The organism is Lacinutrix sp. MedPE-SW, from assembly GCF_001874145.1.
In the GTDB taxonomy this organism is placed as follows: domain Bacteria; phylum Bacteroidota; class Bacteroidia; order Flavobacteriales; family Flavobacteriaceae; genus Lacinutrix.
Map to the genome: position 1 here is coordinate 34,078 of NZ_MPCX01000007.1, position 15,639 is coordinate 49,716.

The 15,639-nt window shown below is 29.3% G+C and carries 16 protein-coding genes; 14 read left to right on the top strand and 2 right to left on the bottom strand.

The features are described 5' to 3' along the window. Positions 1–118 precede the first annotated feature (118 nt). Entirely contained in the window at positions 119–544 is a 426-nt protein-coding gene (locus tag BM549_RS08065; protein WP_290469915.1) for a DUF1573 domain-containing protein, read from the top strand. Positions 545–597: 53 nt separating this feature from the next. Here the strand turns inward: BM549_RS08065 and BM549_RS08070 are convergent, their stop codons facing one another. Next, entirely contained in the window at positions 598–1,932 is a 1,335-nt protein-coding gene (locus BM549_RS08070) for a PDZ domain-containing protein (protein WP_290469808.1), read from the bottom strand. Positions 1,933–2,007: 75 nt separating this feature from the next. Between BM549_RS08070 and BM549_RS08075 the strand changes: the two genes are divergently transcribed. The 10 genes from BM549_RS08075 to BM549_RS08120 all read left to right on the top strand — a co-directional run bounded on the left by BM549_RS08075 (position 2,008) and on the right by BM549_RS08120 (position 11,803). Further along, positions 2,008–3,198 (top strand): pyridoxal phosphate-dependent aminotransferase, encoded by a 1,191-nt coding sequence (locus BM549_RS08075; RefSeq protein WP_290469809.1) that lies wholly within the window; start codon positions 2,008–2,010, stop codon positions 3,196–3,198. Then, the gene (gene murB / locus BM549_RS08080) at positions 3,198–4,211 is read left to right on the top strand and encodes a UDP-N-acetylmuramate dehydrogenase (protein WP_290469810.1); all 1,014 of its coding nucleotides are present in this window, start codon (positions 3,198–3,200) and stop codon (positions 4,209–4,211) included. The genes BM549_RS08075 and murB overlap by 1 nt, the downstream gene beginning before the upstream one ends. 64 nt (positions 4,212–4,275) lie before the next feature. Then, positions 4,276–4,806: a sigma-70 family RNA polymerase sigma factor gene (locus BM549_RS08085; protein ID WP_290469811.1), complete on the top strand. Its 531-nt coding sequence runs from the start codon at positions 4,276–4,278 to the stop codon at positions 4,804–4,806. A 34-nt stretch (positions 4,807–4,840) separates the two neighbouring features. After that, positions 4,841–5,611 carry an anti-sigma factor gene (locus BM549_RS08090; protein WP_290469812.1) on the top strand — a complete coding sequence of 257 codons (771 nt, stop codon included), beginning with the start codon at positions 4,841–4,843 and terminating at the stop codon, positions 5,609–5,611. Between the two features lie 109 nt (positions 5,612–5,720). Beyond that, positions 5,721–5,924 (top strand): membrane or secreted protein, encoded by a 204-nt coding sequence (locus BM549_RS08095; RefSeq protein WP_290469813.1) that lies wholly within the window; start codon positions 5,721–5,723, stop codon positions 5,922–5,924. A gap of 5 nt (positions 5,925–5,929) precedes the next feature. Then, positions 5,930–7,048: a glycosyltransferase gene (locus BM549_RS08100; protein WP_290469814.1), complete on the top strand. Its 1,119-nt coding sequence runs from the start codon at positions 5,930–5,932 to the stop codon at positions 7,046–7,048. Beyond that, a complete protein-coding gene (locus tag BM549_RS08105; RefSeq protein ID WP_290469815.1) occupies positions 7,039–7,584 on the top strand; it encodes a sigma-70 family RNA polymerase sigma factor in 546 nt (181 codons plus the stop codon). The genes BM549_RS08100 and BM549_RS08105 overlap by 10 nt, the downstream gene beginning before the upstream one ends. 77 nt (positions 7,585–7,661) lie before the next feature. Further along, the gene (gene lipA, locus BM549_RS08110) at positions 7,662–8,543 is read left to right on the top strand and encodes a lipoyl synthase (RefSeq protein ID WP_290469816.1); all 882 of its coding nucleotides are present in this window, start codon (positions 7,662–7,664) and stop codon (positions 8,541–8,543) included. Positions 8,544–8,546: 3 nt separating this feature from the next. Next, positions 8,547–9,560 carry a type I glyceraldehyde-3-phosphate dehydrogenase gene (gene gap / locus BM549_RS08115; protein WP_290469817.1) on the top strand — a complete coding sequence of 338 codons (1,014 nt, stop codon included), beginning with the start codon at positions 8,547–8,549 and terminating at the stop codon, positions 9,558–9,560. A gap of 71 nt (positions 9,561–9,631) precedes the next feature. Beyond that, positions 9,632–11,803: an ATP-binding protein gene (locus BM549_RS08120; protein ID WP_290469818.1), complete on the top strand. Its 2,172-nt coding sequence runs from the start codon at positions 9,632–9,634 to the stop codon at positions 11,801–11,803. Here the strand turns inward: BM549_RS08120 and lpxK are convergent. Beyond that, entirely contained in the window at positions 11,800–12,807 is a 1,008-nt protein-coding gene (lpxK, locus tag BM549_RS08125; RefSeq protein ID WP_290469819.1) for a tetraacyldisaccharide 4'-kinase, read from the bottom strand. The two genes, BM549_RS08120 and lpxK, sit on opposite strands and share 4 nt — an antisense overlap. Before the next feature lie 77 nt (positions 12,808–12,884). Between lpxK and BM549_RS08130 the strand changes: the two genes are divergently transcribed. The 3 genes from BM549_RS08130 (at position 12,885) to msrA (ending at position 15,543) form a co-directional block, all read left to right on the top strand. After that, entirely contained in the window at positions 12,885–13,979 is a 1,095-nt protein-coding gene (locus BM549_RS08130) for a Nif3-like dinuclear metal center hexameric protein (protein WP_290469820.1), read from the top strand. A 2-nt stretch (positions 13,980–13,981) separates the two neighbouring features. Beyond that, positions 13,982–14,761, top strand: a complete 780-nt coding sequence (locus BM549_RS08135) for a C4-type zinc ribbon domain-containing protein (protein ID WP_290469821.1) — start codon at positions 13,982–13,984, stop codon at positions 14,759–14,761. Positions 14,762–14,877: 116 nt separating this feature from the next. After that, entirely contained in the window at positions 14,878–15,543 is a 666-nt protein-coding gene (gene msrA / locus BM549_RS08140) for a peptide-methionine (S)-S-oxide reductase MsrA (RefSeq protein WP_290469822.1), read from the top strand. Positions 15,544–15,639 lie beyond the last annotated feature (96 nt).

The window sequence follows — 15,639 nt, forward strand, 5'->3', positions numbered from 1 at the left end:
CAAGTATTAATGTAAAGTTAAATCTATATAATGAATTTGTGAGATTGCATTACATCTAATATTTTTGGAGGACGAATAAAAAGTATCTAAATTTACAAAACACTTAAAACAGTAGATGATGAAAAATTTAATAGTAGTATTATTTGTCGGTTTAATGACATTATCTCTTAATGCTCAAGAAAAAGTAGCAAAAATAGAGTTTAAAGAAACCACAATAGATTACGGTACCATTGAAAAAGGTGCTAATGGCTTAAGAACATTTGAATTTACAAACACTGGAGATGCACCTTTAATTATCTCTAAGGTAAGTTCTAGTTGTGGTTGTACAGTGCCAAAGAAGCCAAAAGATCCTATTATGCCAGGAGAAACTGGAGAAATAGAAGTAAAATATGATACTAAAAGAGTAATGCCAATTAGAAAAACAATTACAGTTTTATCTAATGCAGATACTCCTAGCGTAGCTTTAAAGATTAAAGGAGAAGTAATAGATCCATCTAAAACTAGTGTTTTAGATAACAAGAAAAAAAGTGTAATGGAACAATAGTACTTTTTTAAAAATAAAATTATAGGGTCAAAAACAACGGTTTTTGGCCTTTTTTAGTTTAATGGAGATTTAAGTTTAAACTTAAATTTTAAAATATTACCATTTCTATCTACTGTTAGCGTTATTTTTTTTCCATCTTCTTTATAAAACTTAGCAATAAGTTGTTGTAAATTATAGTTTTTAGTGTCTATACTATTAATACTTAATATAACATCGCCTTTTTTTAATCCAGAATAAAAAGCAGGTGAGTTAGGTCTAATTTCCCAAATTACAAATGCTGGTTTTATATCAAATTTAGTATTGGTAGAAAAGGTGTTGTTTGCAGAATTTTGATTTTGCGTACCATAAGTAAAAGACGTACTGTTATCAATTTCCTCTACTAATCTTATGCCTTCTTTAATAATTGTTAGACCGCTTTTATTATAATTAAATTGATCTTTATAATTTCTATTTTTTTTTAACTTTATAATGGAATCTCTATAGTTTATAGTGATATTAAAACGTTTTAAAATTTCACCACCAATACTACCATTTCTACCACTTATTTTTTTTATTAAAGTTGTATATTCTTCATCTGGAAACGATACTTTAGGGTTTTTAAATATAAAAGATTTTAATCTTACACCATCAATTTTTGAGCGTTTACCATGAATGCTTCCGCTAAGACCAAAACCTAAAAAATCATTAAAATATTTTTTTGGGTTAACAATCCCTAAACTATCATTATTAAAAAGCCATAAAGAATCACTACTTCCTGTATCTATTAAAAGTTTTACCGGAATTATGTTTTTATTTATTATGGTTTCTATTTTAAAATAGGGCTTGTTATTAAAAAAATCTAATTTATAAAATTCACATTTTCTGCACTTTCTAGATTTGTAATTGGCATGATTGTAAAGTTTTAATATTTTTTTAGAATAATTAATTTCAACTATTAGATCTTTAAAAATATCATAACCAATAATGCCGTGTATTGGGACGCCAAGGTATGGAGCAAAGTTTATAGATGAGTCTAAGACAACAAAAAAATCTTGATTAAAATTTATAGTGTTTCCTAATTTAAAAATATTGTTTTTCGATTTAAGTGCTTGAATTAAGCCACCATTACCTAAACCTTTAAGGTATATTTTCTCTGCATTTATAGCATTTAAAGAATCAGAAACATTTAAAACATCAAAAACAATAGGTTTATTAACTCCAGAATCTAATAAAAAAGATAGTTTGATGCCATTAACTTCTATGGGTATAACAATTATGTTATTAACCAGTTTAAAATCTATTTTATCAACACCAGATTTGTTTTGAATAAAATATCCATTTTGTGCAAAAGTTACATTAATAGTGCACAATATAAATAAGAAGCCTAAAGCAATATTTTTAAAAAACATAACATAGTAAGTTAAGCAATTTATTAACATAGATTAGACTTTTTTTTTGCAACTTTGTTTTTTAAAATTATTACTATGCCAAAGATTTCAAAAAAAGGGCAATTAATGCCACAATCACCTATAAGAAAGCTTGTGCCTTATGCAGAGAAAGCTTATAAAGCAGGGAAAACTGTTTATCATTTAAATATTGGGCAGCCAGACATAAAAACACCACAAGTGGCACTTGATGCTGTTAAAGTTCACTCGTTAGATATTTTAGCTTATACACGTTCTGAAGGATCTGAAATTTACAGACAAAAAATAGCAAATTATTACGAAAAAAATGATATTCATGTAAATCATGATGATATTATTGTAACTACTGGTGGTAGTGAAGCTTTGCTATTTGCTTTTGGAAGTATTATGGATGTTGATGATGAAATTATTATTCCAGAACCATTTTATGCTAATTACAATGGGTTTTCTACAGCTTCTGGAGTAAAGGTTGTGCCAGTAATATCTAAAATTGAAAATAATTTTGCTTTACCTCCAATTGAAGAATTTGAAAAATTAATTACAGCAAATACAAAAGCTATATTAATATGTAATCCTGGAAATCCTACCGGGTATTTATATTCTAAAGAGGAAATTAAAAAGCTTGCAGATATTGTTAAAAAACATGATTTATTCTTAATTGCCGATGAGGTTTACAGAGAGTTTGCGTATGATGGTGCAACACATTATTCAATACTACAAGAAAAAGGTTTAGAAGATTATGCAATTGTTATAGATTCTGTTTCTAAACGTTATAGTATGTGTGGCGCAAGAATAGGTTGTTTAGTATCAAAAAATAAAGAGGTAATACAAACGGCTTTAAAGTTTGCTCAAGCAAGATTGAGTCCGCCAACATTAGCACAAATTGCTAGTGAGGCAGCTTTGCAAACACCACAAAGTTATTTTGATGAGGTTATAGAAGAATATGTAGAAAGAAGAAATACATTAATTTCAGAATTAAATAAAATTGAAGGCGTTCAAGTAGCAAACCCAAAAGGTGCTTTTTATTGTATAGCTCAATTACCAATAAAAAATAGTGATGCTTTTGCACAGTGGTTATTAGAAGAGTTTGATGTAGATGGAGAAACTGTTATGGTTGCTCCAGCAGCAGGATTTTATTCAACTCCAGGAGTAGGCTTAAATCAAATAAGAATAGCTTATGTGTTAAATAACGAAAGCTTAATAAAAGCCGTTAACATTATAAAGCAAGCCTTAAAAGTTTATAAAGATTAGTGCAAATACAACACAACATAGCTCTTAAAAAGTATAATACTTTTGGTTTAGACGTAGTTGCTAAACATTTTGTGACTATAAATTCTTTAGAAGATCTATTAGAAGTATTAGAACTTGAAACTTATAAAGAGAAATTTATAATTGGAGGTGGAAGCAACATGCTTTTAACTAAAAATATAAATGCCTTAGTTATGCATATTAATATAAAAGGTATAACTATAACTCGAGAGACAGAAAATCATGTGTATGTTAAGGCTAATGCTGGTGAAAACTGGCATGAATTTGTACAATGGACCCTAAATCATGATTTTGGTGGTTTAGAGAATATGTCTTTAATACCTGGTAATGTAGGGACGTCGCCAATACAAAACATTGGTGCCTATGGTGTAGAGCTTAAAGATTATTTTGTGTCTTGTCAAGCGCTAAACTTAAAAACTTTAAAATTAGAAACCTTTACAAAAGACATTTGTAATTTTGGTTACCGCAATTCTATATTTAAAAATGAAGTAAAAGGACAATATGTAATAACTAATGTTGTTTTTAAACTAACAAAAAACAATCACAAGCTTCATACTAATTACGGTGCAATACAAACTCAATTAGAAATAATGGGTGTTAATACACCAACAATAAAAGAGGTTTCAAAAGCTGTAATTGCAATTAGAGAAAGTAAGTTGCCAAACCCAAAAGAGATTGGTAATAGCGGTAGTTTTTTTAAAAACCCAATAATTTCATTAGAAGAATTTGAAAAATTAAAAGAAAATTTTCCAAAAGTACCAAGTTATAAAGTTTCAGAAAGTCAAGTTAAAGTACCTGCAGGTTGGTTAATAGAAACTGCTGGTTTTAAAGGAAAAACGTTTGGTAATTATGGCGTGCATAAAAAACAAGCTTTAGTTTTAGTTAACTATGGTGGAGCAAAAGGAGAAGATATCCTTAATCTTTCAAAATTGATACAAAAAACAATTTATCGTATCTTTAAAATATCTATAGAAGCAGAAGTAAATATTATATAGATTTTACTGTAAATTAATAATAATATAATGCGCTAACTGTTAACTAACTAAACAAAAAATAGTATTGAGTAATACCATAGAAAATAAAATAATAACTCTGCTTAAAAACAACGATAAAAAAGCCATATCATTATTGTATGAAAATTACTCTGGTGCACTTTTGGGTGTCATAAAAAAAGTAATTAAAGATGATGATACAGCACAAGATGTCTTGCAAGAGAGTTTTGTAAAAGTATGGAAAAAAGGAAAGAGTTATAATCCAGAAAAAGCAAAATTATTTACATGGTTATACCGTATAGCATATAATTCTGCTATTGATAAAGTTCGTTCTTTAAACAATAAAATGTCTAAAGAAGTCCAAATTGAAGAATCTAACGTATATAAATTGACAACCAATAGTTTAAATCAAGATACAATAGACTTAAAAAAACATTTAAGAAGTATAGATTTAAAGTATCAAATTGTATTAAACGCATTGTTTTTTGAAGGTATGACCCAGCAAGAAGCAAGCGACGAATTAGATATTCCGTTAGGAACAATAAAATCAAGATTAAAAATAGGATTACGTGAATTGAAGAAAATTTACAACCCATAATTGTAAGAAAATGACTGTTGATAACCAAACATTTTTGAAATCAGGCTTATTAGAAAAGTATTTAATAGGTCAAACAAATACTCAAGAGACACTTGAGGTAGAGAAACGTTTAGATGCTTCTCAAGAAATTAAAGCAGCCTACAATAAATTAGAAAATAATTTAGAGTTTGTAGCAATGGCTAATGCTCAAGAAGCACCCGTACATATTTTAGGAGATATATTAAACGAGCTTGATGAAAAACCAGTAAAAACTATGCCTGCAAAACCTAAAAAGTCGTTTTTTGCTTTTGGCATAGCAGCAAGTGTTGCCGCATTAATTTTTGCAGGAACTTCATTGTTTTTCTATAATACAAATGCTAGTTTAATGGAAGAAAACCAGAAAATAGTAGATGAGGTTTTCGATCTTAGAGATGATATTTTAGGAAATAATTTAAAATTAGAAGCCTTATCAAACCAATTAGCACAACTTAACGATCCTGAGACAGAAAAGTATGTTTTAAAGGGAGATCGTAGAGCAAAGAACTTAAAAACGGTAGCTTATATAAATCCAAAAAAGAAAAAGGCAATGATTGATGTTGTGTCTTTACCTATTTTACCAGCCAATAAAGAGTACCAAATGTGGGTAGAAATACAAGATAAAATGGTAAATATGGGAGCGCTAACAGTAACAGAACGAAGGTTGCAAGAAGTACCATTTACAAAAGATGCCTTAGGGTTAAGTATTACTATAGAAGAAAAAGGAAAAAACGTTTTAAAATCTTCTGAAACACCAGTTGCAGAGATCGAGTTTAAAATTAACGATTAAACGTTTTAAATCTCAAAGAATTTAAGCCTTGCAATTTGCAAGGCTTTTCTGTTTTTTAGTAGAAAATAAAAGCAGTATCTTTGTAGTCTTAAATTAAAAGAATAACAAAGTGAAACTTTTATTAGTAACATTAGCATTATTAGCTCTAGCTGTAGCAGGAATTGCAATAAAAATCTGGGCAAAAAAAGATGGTAAATTTGCAGGAACTTGTGCAAGCCAAAACCCTATGATTAATACTGATGGTGAAGCCTGTGGTTTTTGTGGAAAAACACCAGACCAATTCGAGAATTGTAGCGAACCACAACACTCATAGATTTTATGGGTCTTTTGGACTTTGTTTTCTATAGCTTTATAGTTGTAGTAAGTGTACAAATTGTTTTTTACGCATTTTTATTTGGTAAATTTGCATTTTTAAAATCAAAACCACCCATAAAAGAAACAGTTTTAGAACCCGTTTCAGTTTTAATATGTGCGAAAAATGAAGCTCAAAATTTAAAACAATTTTTACCTTTAATCTTATCTCAGGACTACCCAGATTTTGAAGTCGTTTTAATAAATGATGCTTCGCATGACAGTACTTTGGATGTCATGGAAAAATATGCTTCAAAATACAGTAATGTTAAAATTGTAAACGTTAAAAATACAGAGGCGTTTTGGGGTAATAAAAAGTATGCATTAACTCTAGGAATAAAAGCAGCAACCCACAAGTACTTATTATTTACAGATGCAGATTGTAAACCTGTTTCTAACCAGTGGATACAAAATATGGCTTCTCATTTTGTAAATAATAAAACAATTGTTTTAGGTTATGGTGCATACCAAAAAATTAATAAATCTTTTTTAAACAAGTTAATACGTTACGAGACTTTATTAACTGCTATACAGTACTTTTCGTTCGCAAAAATAGGAATTCCCTATATGGGAGTAGGAAGAAATTTGGCGTACCATAAAAATGAATTTTTTAAAACTAATGGCTTTATTAAACATATAAAAATAAGATCTGGAGATGACGATTTGTTTATTAATGAGGCTGCAAATGCAAATAATACTAGTATTAGTTATTTAGAAAATAGTTTTACAATCTCAAATCCAAAAACAACATTTAATAGTTGGTTTAGGCAAAAACGACGTCACGTTTCTACAGCAAAACTGTATAAAGTAAAACATAAAATATTGTTAGCATTATTTTACTGTTCGCAAATATTGTTTTGGGTCGTTTCAATAGCACTATTAATTACGCTTTTTAAGTGGCAATTTGTAATTAGTTTAATGTTGTTAAGGTTTGTTATTCAATATTTAACGGTAGGTTTTTCTGCAAAAAAATTAAATGAAATAGACGTACTATATTTACTCCCGTTTCTTGAAGTTTTTTTAATTGGTTTTCAATTAACTATATTTATAACCAATCTTATATCAAAACCTAACTATTGGAAATAGAAGAAGCCATTGCTAAGGCAAAAAAAAACAATCAAAAAGCATTTAATTTCTTGTTAGATGAATTTTGGGATTATGTTTATGGTTATCAATTAAAACGAATTGAAAATGAAAATGATGCCGAAGACATTACCATTCAAACATTTTCAAAAGCTTTCGATAAAATAAATACATATAACGAGAAATATGCATTTAAAACGTGGTTAATAACGATTTCTAAAAATATTCATATCGATTTACTTCGAAAAGAAAAAAGTTCTATTCACTCAAAAATAACAGATCAAGACGAAGAGAAAATATATCGTGTTATGGATGATGCGCCATCACCAGAAGATAAATTAATCACCGAACAGAATTTGGCAAAACTTCTACGTGATATAAAAAAACTTAAACCACATTACCAAGAGGTTATAAATTTAAGATATTTTCAAGAGTTAAGTTATTTAGAAATTAGTGAACAGCTTAGTGAGCCAATGAATAATGTTAAAGTTAAATTACTTCGAGCAAAAAAGCTATTAGCAGCAATTATTAAAAAATAGGCAAGACAGCTTTTAGTATTTACTAGCAGCCTATTTTATAGAATACTTCGTATCTTTGTATCTGGATATTTTTATATATGAGTACAGAAACAATATTAAAACCAAAACAAACCGAAAGACAGCCAAAACCTAAATGGTTACGTGTAAAATTACCAACAGGTAAAAAATACACAGAGCTTCGTGGTTTAGTAGATAAATATAAGTTAAATACTATTTGTACATCGGGTAGTTGTCCTAATATGGGAGAATGTTGGGGAGAAGGAACTGCTACGTTTATGATTTTAGGTAATGTATGTACACGTTCATGTGGTTTTTGTGGTGTAAAAACAGGAAGACCAGAAACAGTAGATTGGGATGAGCCAGAAAAAGTAGCACGTTCTATTAAAATAATGAATATTAAACATGCTGTTTTAACTAGTGTTGATAGAGACGATTTAAAAGATATGGGTAGTATTATGTGGGCAGAAACTGTAAAATCTGTTCGCCGTATGAATCCACAAACCACAATGGAAACACTTATTCCAGATTTTCAAGGTATAGAAAAGCATATAGATCGTATAATAGAGGTTGCTCCAGAAGTAGTATCTCATAATATAGAAACTGTAAAACGTTTAACACGTGAAGTTAGAATCCAGGCAAAATACGAACGAAGCTTAGGTGTTTTAAAATATTTAAAGCAACAAGGGCAACGCCGTACAAAATCTGGTATTATGTTAGGTTTAGGAGAAACTAGAGAGGAAGTTATACAAACACTTCATGACCTAAGAGAAAATGATGTAGATGTTGTTACAATTGGTCAATACTTACAACCAAGTAAAAAACATTTGCCTGTTAAACAATTTATAACTCCAGATCAATTTAAAGAATATGAAACTATAGGTTTAGACTTAGGGTTTAGACATGTAGAAAGTAGTGCATTAGTTCGCTCATCGTACAAGGCACAAAAACACATTAATTAATAAATGATTACTGTTGCCATAAATGGTTTTGGTCGTATAGGTCGTCGTGTTTTTAGACTGCTTCAAGATTATAATAACATAAAAGTTGTAGCGATTAATGACTTAGCCGATGCTAAAACATTGAGTCATTTATTTAAATACGATAGTATTCACGGTGTGTTTAATGGGAATGTTTCTTCAGGAAAAAATAGTATTATTGTTAACGAAGACGAAGTTCCGCTATATAGCTTTAAACACCCACAAGATATAGACTGGAGTGCTTTAAAACCAGACTTTGTAATAGAAGCCACAGGAAAGTTTAAAACAACCGAAACATTAAACCACCATATTAAAAACGGTGCAAAAAAAGTAATTTTAAGTGTTCCAGCCATAGACGATGATATAAAAACAATTGTTTTAGGTACCAATGAAAATATTTTAGATGGTACAGAAACCATTATTAGTAATGCATCATGTACTACTAACAATGCAGCACCAATGATTGCTATTATAAATGAGTTATGTGGTATCAACCAAGCTTATATTACTACAATTCACTCCTATACAACAGACCAAAGCTTGCATGATCAACCACATCGCGATTTACGTAGAGCAAGAGCAGCAGGACAATCTATAGTACCAACAACTACAGGAGCGGCAAAAGCATTAACTAAAATATTTCCAGAGTTAGAAGAGGTAATAGGTGGTTGTGGTATTCGCGTACCAGTAGCTAATGGATCTTTAACAGATATTACTTTTAATGTTAAAAAAACAGTTTCTATAGAAATTATAAATGCAGCATTTAAAAATGCCGCAAATACAAAATATAAAGGTATAGTAGAATATACAGAAGACCCTATTGTGTCAATAGATATAGTAGGTAACCCACATTCTTGTATTTTCGATTCTCAAATGACATCTGTAATAGGAAATATGGTAAAAATTATTGGTTGGTACGATAATGAAACAGGTTATTCTAGTAGAGTTATTGATCTAATAATCAATTTATCGGAAAAGAAAGCGCTTTTATCGATATAATAATTATATTTGAAATTAAATAAACAAGAATAATGTCCCTTTGCAATAAGATATTAAGTGCTATTTTATTATTGTTAAGTATTACAGTTCATTCTCAAGACTTAAATGAGCAAGAGATTGAATCGTTACAGGTGTCTATAGATAACTATCTAAAACAAGCCCAAACGAGCATTAATGAACACAAATACTTTAAAGCGCAACAAAATTTAGAATTTGCATTAAAAAATGCATCAGTCTTAGACAATAAAAAAAGTCTTGGCTTGATTTACTCAAAAATGGGTAAAACTAACTATGCTTTAGAGGCGCCGGAAGATGCTGTAAAAATGCTTATTAAAGCAAGTGAGCTACAACGTTTTGCTAAAGACTACATTAATTTAGCAGAAACGTATAAAACACTTGGAGACGTTTATACTTACACAAAAGAATACTCTAAAGCTTTAGACTATTATAAATCAGCAGAAACTTATTTTAGTCAAGAAGATTTACATAAATATGAAACAGAAGCAATATTAAAAAAAGGTAAAGTTCTTTTAGCAATTGGAGATAAAAAGAAAGCTATTAAAGCATTTGAACACGCAAACGATTTAGCAAATAAACACCAATTAAAAAAAATATCTAGTGCAACTTTGTTTTCATTAGCAAAAGCACAAGAAAATGATAATTTAGATTTAGCTTTAAAAAATGCAAATACCGCTTTCTCAATAGCGAAAGAAAATAATTATTCTAATATATTGAGCGATGGTTATTTAATTTTAAGTAACCTATATGAGAAAAGTAATAATTTAAAATTAGCAAACCTTTACTTAAAGGCACATATGAAAGTGTCTGATTCTTTATTACAAGAAAAAAGATCTTATTTAGCAGCAGAAAAAGCGCAGTTATTAACAGCAAACCGTACAGAGTTTCAAGACTCAAAAGAAGCAGATTTAGAAGCAGAATCAGATTTTAGTACATTCGATCAATTAACAACAATTTTAAGTATTGCATTAATAACTATATTATCATTACTAACCTTATCATTATATAAGAATAACAACATTAGATTAAAATCTAATAACATACTCCATAAAAAAAATAGTGAGTTAATTGTAGCCATGGAAAAAGCAGAATTGGCTTCTAGAACTAAAGCTAATTTTTTATCTACAGTAACGCATGAATTACGTACACCATTGTATGCTGTTACAGGTTTAACCAATATGCTTTTAGATGAAGACCCAAAACCAGAACAAGTTCAACATTTAAAATCATTAAAATTTTCAGGAGATTACTTGCTTACATTTATTAACGATATTCTTCAAATTAATAAAATTGAAGCAAATAAGGTAGATATTGAAGCAGAAGTTTTTAATCTTAAAAAGAAAATATCTAATGTCATTTCTGCTTTAAATAATTCAGCTTTAGATAATAATATAAAAATACATTTTGAATACGATGAGCGTTTACCGCTTAACTATAATTCAGATCAACTAAAAATATCTCAAATTTTAATTAATTTAATAGGTAACTCTATAAAATTTACAAAAGATGGAGATATTTGGGTTCGAGCAAAAAAAATAGACGAAAATAACGGGCTTTATAACATTTTATTTGAAGTTGAAGACAACGGTATAGGTATAAGCAAAGAAAAACAAGAACACATGTTCGAGAGCTTCTCTCAAGGCTCAATTCAAATTAACAGAAAATACGGTGGAACAGGTTTAGGGCTATCTATTGTTAAAGGATTAATAGATATTTTAAAAGGAAAAATTTACTTAAAAAGTGAATTAGGAAAAGGATCTACTTTTTATTTCGAACTACCAATGCAATATACAGAGCAAGTCGTTAAAGAAAAAGAAGTAAATTACTTTAAAGATGTTGAAGAAGTAAAGCTAGATAATGTTAAAATCTTGGTGGTTGAAGACAATAAAATCAACCAAATGATTACTAAAAAGATTTTAAATAAAATGAAGCTTAACTGCGATGTTGTAGACAATGGTGAAGCAGCAGTAGATAAAGTACAAAATGGTAATTACGATGTAGTTTTAATGGATATTCATATGCCAGGAATTAGTGGTATAGAAGCTACAAAACTTATTAGAGCTTTTGATAAAGACTTAACCATTTTTGCACTTACAGCAGTGACCATAGAAGATAAAATGCAGGAATTTGACGAAGCTGGATTTACAGATATAATTTCTAAGCCTTTTAAACAAGAAGATTTCGAGAAAAAGTTATACGAAGCTTTAATTGTAAAACAAAACTAAAAACGTTTTATAAAGTTTAAAATAGAGGTATTAAAATCCTTAGTATTATCAATAGAAACTGTAATAGGTAAGTAATATAAGTTGTCACTTAGCTCACTGTAGTCTTTAAGCCTAACAAAATCTTTTTCGGTAGTAATTATTAATGTTTCTTTAGCAAAACGCTCTATATCTAAAGCAGAAAAATTATAATGATCTTTAAACTCAAGATGATTAAATTTAAGTTGTTTTTTATTTAAAAAAGAAACTAAAGGTTTAGCGTTTGCAATACCTGTAACTAATGTAAAACTTTGCACATCTTGTAACGCAATTTTTTTAGAGTTAGAAATAACAAACTCACTATAACTAATAGAGCTAAAAAAAACTTTTTGGTAAGGCTTAGGTTTTATTTTACTAATAATATTATCTTTTTCAAGCTTGCTAATAGTTTCTGGGCATTTAGTTACAACAATAACTTGTGCTCTTTTCGCGCCATTTTTAGGTTCTCGTAAATCACCAGTAGGTAAAACAAAATCACTGTAAAAAGGCTTATTATAAGTTGTTAGTAAAATATTAAATCCTGCTTTTACTTTTCTATGCTGAAATGCATCGTCTAATACCACAACTTCAGGTTTGTTTTTTAACGCTCTAAGTATTTCAATACCATGTTGTCTATTCTCATCAACAGAAACTAAAATATCATCTTTAAATTTATGATAAAACTGAAACGGTTCATCTCCAATTTCTAATGCAGTAGTAGCTGCATTTGCTAATCTAAAACCTTTCGTCTTTCGGCCATAACCACGACTTAATGTAGCCAGTTTAAAGTCATCCTTTAAAAGTCTTATTAAATATTCAACCATTGGTGTTTTACCAGTGCCACCAGCACTTAAATTCCCAACACATAATACAGGAAATGCATAAGATTTAGACGATTTGTAGCCCAAATCATAAAACAAATTTCTAAACCATGTAATTGCAAAATATATGGGTACAATAGGTAATAATAAAAGTCTAATTAATTTCATTAACTGTGTTTAAGCATAACGAAAGTAAAAATTTTATATTTGTTAAGTATTATTTCAACAAAACAATTACAAATCACATGATAATTCAAGACGTTATAAACCATTTAGAAGACTATGCACCACTAGCTTATGCCGAAGCGTTTGATAATGTAGGATTATTAGTTGGCGATAAACAAAATGAAGTCACAGGAGTTTTAGTCACACTAGACACGCTTGAGGCAGTTGTAGACGAAGCAATTGAGAAAAACTGCAACCTAATTGTAAGTTTTCATCCTATAATATTTAAAGGTTTAAAAAAACTCACGGGTAAAAATTATGTAGAACGTACCGTATTAAAAGCCATAAAAAATGATATTGCAATTTACGCCATACATACAGCTTTAGATAACCATATAAATGGAGTAAACGATATTATTTGCAGCCAGTTAAAATTAAACAACCGTAAAATATTAATACCACAAGAACAAACAATAAAAAAGCTAATAACCTATGTACCTAAAAACGAAGCAGAAAACTTACGAAATGCTATTTTTAAAGTTGGAGCAGGAGCAATAGGTAATTACAATCACTGTAGTTTTAATGTAGAAGGCATTGGCACCTTTAATGGAAACGAAAATTCAAACCCAACAATTGGAGAAAAAGGAAACACCCATTTTGAAAATGAAACACAAGTTTCAATAACATTTTCAAAACATCTAGAATCTAAAGTAATTAAAGCTTTGCATAAAAATCATACATATGAAGAAGTAGCGTATGAGATTACAACTTTAGAAAACAAAAATCAAAATATAGGAATAGGCATGATAGGTGAGTTGCAAACTACTATGGAAGAAACAGAGTTTTTCACCTATTTAAAACAAAACATGAATGTAAATGTTATTCGTCATTCTAATTTATTAAATAAACCCATAAAAAAAGTTGCCGTATTAGGAGGTTCTGGAAGTTTTGCAATTGGTGCAGCAAAAGCAATGGGAGCAGATGTTTTTATTACTGCAGATTTAAAATATCATGACTTTTTTCAAGCAGAAAACAATATAATCTTGGCAGATATTGGGCATTATGAAAGCGAACAATACACAAAAAACGGAATAGTAGCACATCTTACAAAAAAAATTAGTAATTTTGCAATCATTTTATCAAATATAAATACCAATCCTGTTCAATATTTTTAAGTATGGCAAAGAGTAAAGAAGTAACTGTAGAAGAACGATTAAGATCTTTATACGACTTACAATTAATCGATTCTAGAATCGACGAAATAAGAAACGTTCGTGGAGAACTGCCTTTAGAAGTTAGTGATCTAGAAGATGAAGTTGCTGGTTTAAACATAAGACTTGAAAAACTAAGTGATAGTTTAGCACTAATAGACTCACAAATTAGTGATAAGAAAAATTTAATTGAAGAGGCAAAAACTTTAATTAAAAAATACAGCGAGCAGCAAAAGAATGTTAGAAATAACAGAGAATTTAACTCTTTAACTAAAGAAGTTGAATACCAAGAGCTTGAAATTGAATTAGCAGAAAAACACATTAGAGAGTTTAAAGCTCAAATAGAGCAAAAAAACGAAGTAATTGCTAAAACAAAAGAATTAACTAAAGAAAGAGAAAAGCACTTAAAGCACAAAAAAGGTGAGTTAGATGCTATTCTTAGCGAAACAGCAAAAGAAGAAGAAGCTTTACTTAAAAAATCTGAAGATTATAAAAAGAAAATCGAAGAGCGTTTAGTAAAAGCATACAACCGTATTCGTGCAAACGTAAAAAATGGTTTAGCAGTTGTGCCTATCGAAAGAGGTGCATCTGGAGGTTCTTACTTTACAATTCCACCACAAGTACAAATGGAAATAGGCTCTCGTAAAAAAATTATTACAGATGAGCATTCTGGACGTATTCTTGTAGACGAATTATTAGCTGCAGAACAAAAAGAAAAAATGGAAAAAATGTTTAAAAAACTATAGTTCCATTACAAACTAAAAAAAGCCTTCACCGTAGTGAAGGCTTTTTTTTTGCATAATTTTAAAACAATTTAAATTAAGTTTTAATAGCTTTATTCGACTAAGAACAAAAATTAAATATGAAAAAGATACTATTATTACTAACAGTTAGTTTGTTTTTTAGCTGTAAAAATACCGCTCAAAACATAAATAAAACAGCAGAAAAACAAGATGTTAAAACAGCAACACCAGTTCAAGTACCTTTAGAAAACGGAAAAGCAAAAGCCTACTTTGCAAGTGGCTGTTTTTGGTGTGTAGAAGCAGTATACGAAAGTGTAAAAGGAGTAGAAGAGTCTATTAGCGGTTATGCTGGAGGTCACACTAAAAACCCAACTTACGAATCAAGCAACACAGGCAGAACAGGTCATGCCGAAGCTGTTGAGGTTATTTATAATCCAGATGTGGTAAGCTTTGCAACTTTAGTAGATGTTTATTTTGCTTCGCAAAACCCAACACAAGTTAATGGTCAAGGTCCAGATAGAGGTTCACAATACCGTTCTATAATATTCTATCAAAATAATAAACAAAAAGAAATTATAGAGCGTAAAAAAGAAGCACTGGCAAAAAAAATAGGAAAACCAATCGCAGCAGAAGTGTATCCGTTTCAAAAATTTTGGATAGCAGAAGATTATCACCAAGATTATGAAAAATTACATCCAAATAATCCTTACATAAAAAATGTTTCTGTACCTAGATTAAAGCGTTTTCAAGCTAAAATGCCAGAAGTTATAAAAGAAAAGCATTAATAATTACAGTTAAACGTTAAAATAGGTTACTTTAGCTTTTAAACTTATTAATAGCCTGTAAACCAAAATAAAACAATACAGGCTATTTATTTTTAT

What these genes read in the sequence shown, in the direction of transcription:
- lpxK (WP_290469819.1), bottom strand. Translation starts at nt 12,807, where the DNA reads ATGAAATTAATTAGACTTTTATTATTACCTATTGTACCCATATATTTT.
- gap (WP_290469817.1), top strand. Translation starts at nt 8,547, where the DNA reads ATGATTACTGTTGCCATAAATGGTTTTGGTCGTATAGGTCGTCGTGTT.
- msrA (WP_290469822.1), top strand. Translation starts at nt 14,878, where the DNA reads ATGAAAAAGATACTATTATTACTAACAGTTAGTTTGTTTTTTAGCTGT.
- BM549_RS08070 (WP_290469808.1), bottom strand. Translation starts at nt 1,932, where the DNA reads ATGTTTTTTAAAAATATTGCTTTAGGCTTCTTATTTATATTGTGCACT.
- BM549_RS08065 (WP_290469915.1), top strand. Translation starts at nt 119, where the DNA reads ATGAAAAATTTAATAGTAGTATTATTTGTCGGTTTAATGACATTATCT.
- BM549_RS08135 (WP_290469821.1), top strand. Translation starts at nt 13,982, where the DNA reads ATGGCAAAGAGTAAAGAAGTAACTGTAGAAGAACGATTAAGATCTTTA.
- BM549_RS08130 (WP_290469820.1), top strand. Translation starts at nt 12,885, where the DNA reads ATGATAATTCAAGACGTTATAAACCATTTAGAAGACTATGCACCACTA.
- BM549_RS08075 (WP_290469809.1), top strand. Translation starts at nt 2,008, where the DNA reads ATGCCAAAGATTTCAAAAAAAGGGCAATTAATGCCACAATCACCTATA.
- BM549_RS08100 (WP_290469814.1), top strand. Translation starts at nt 5,930, where the DNA reads ATGGGTCTTTTGGACTTTGTTTTCTATAGCTTTATAGTTGTAGTAAGT.
- lipA (WP_290469816.1), top strand. Translation starts at nt 7,662, where the DNA reads ATGAGTACAGAAACAATATTAAAACCAAAACAAACCGAAAGACAGCCA.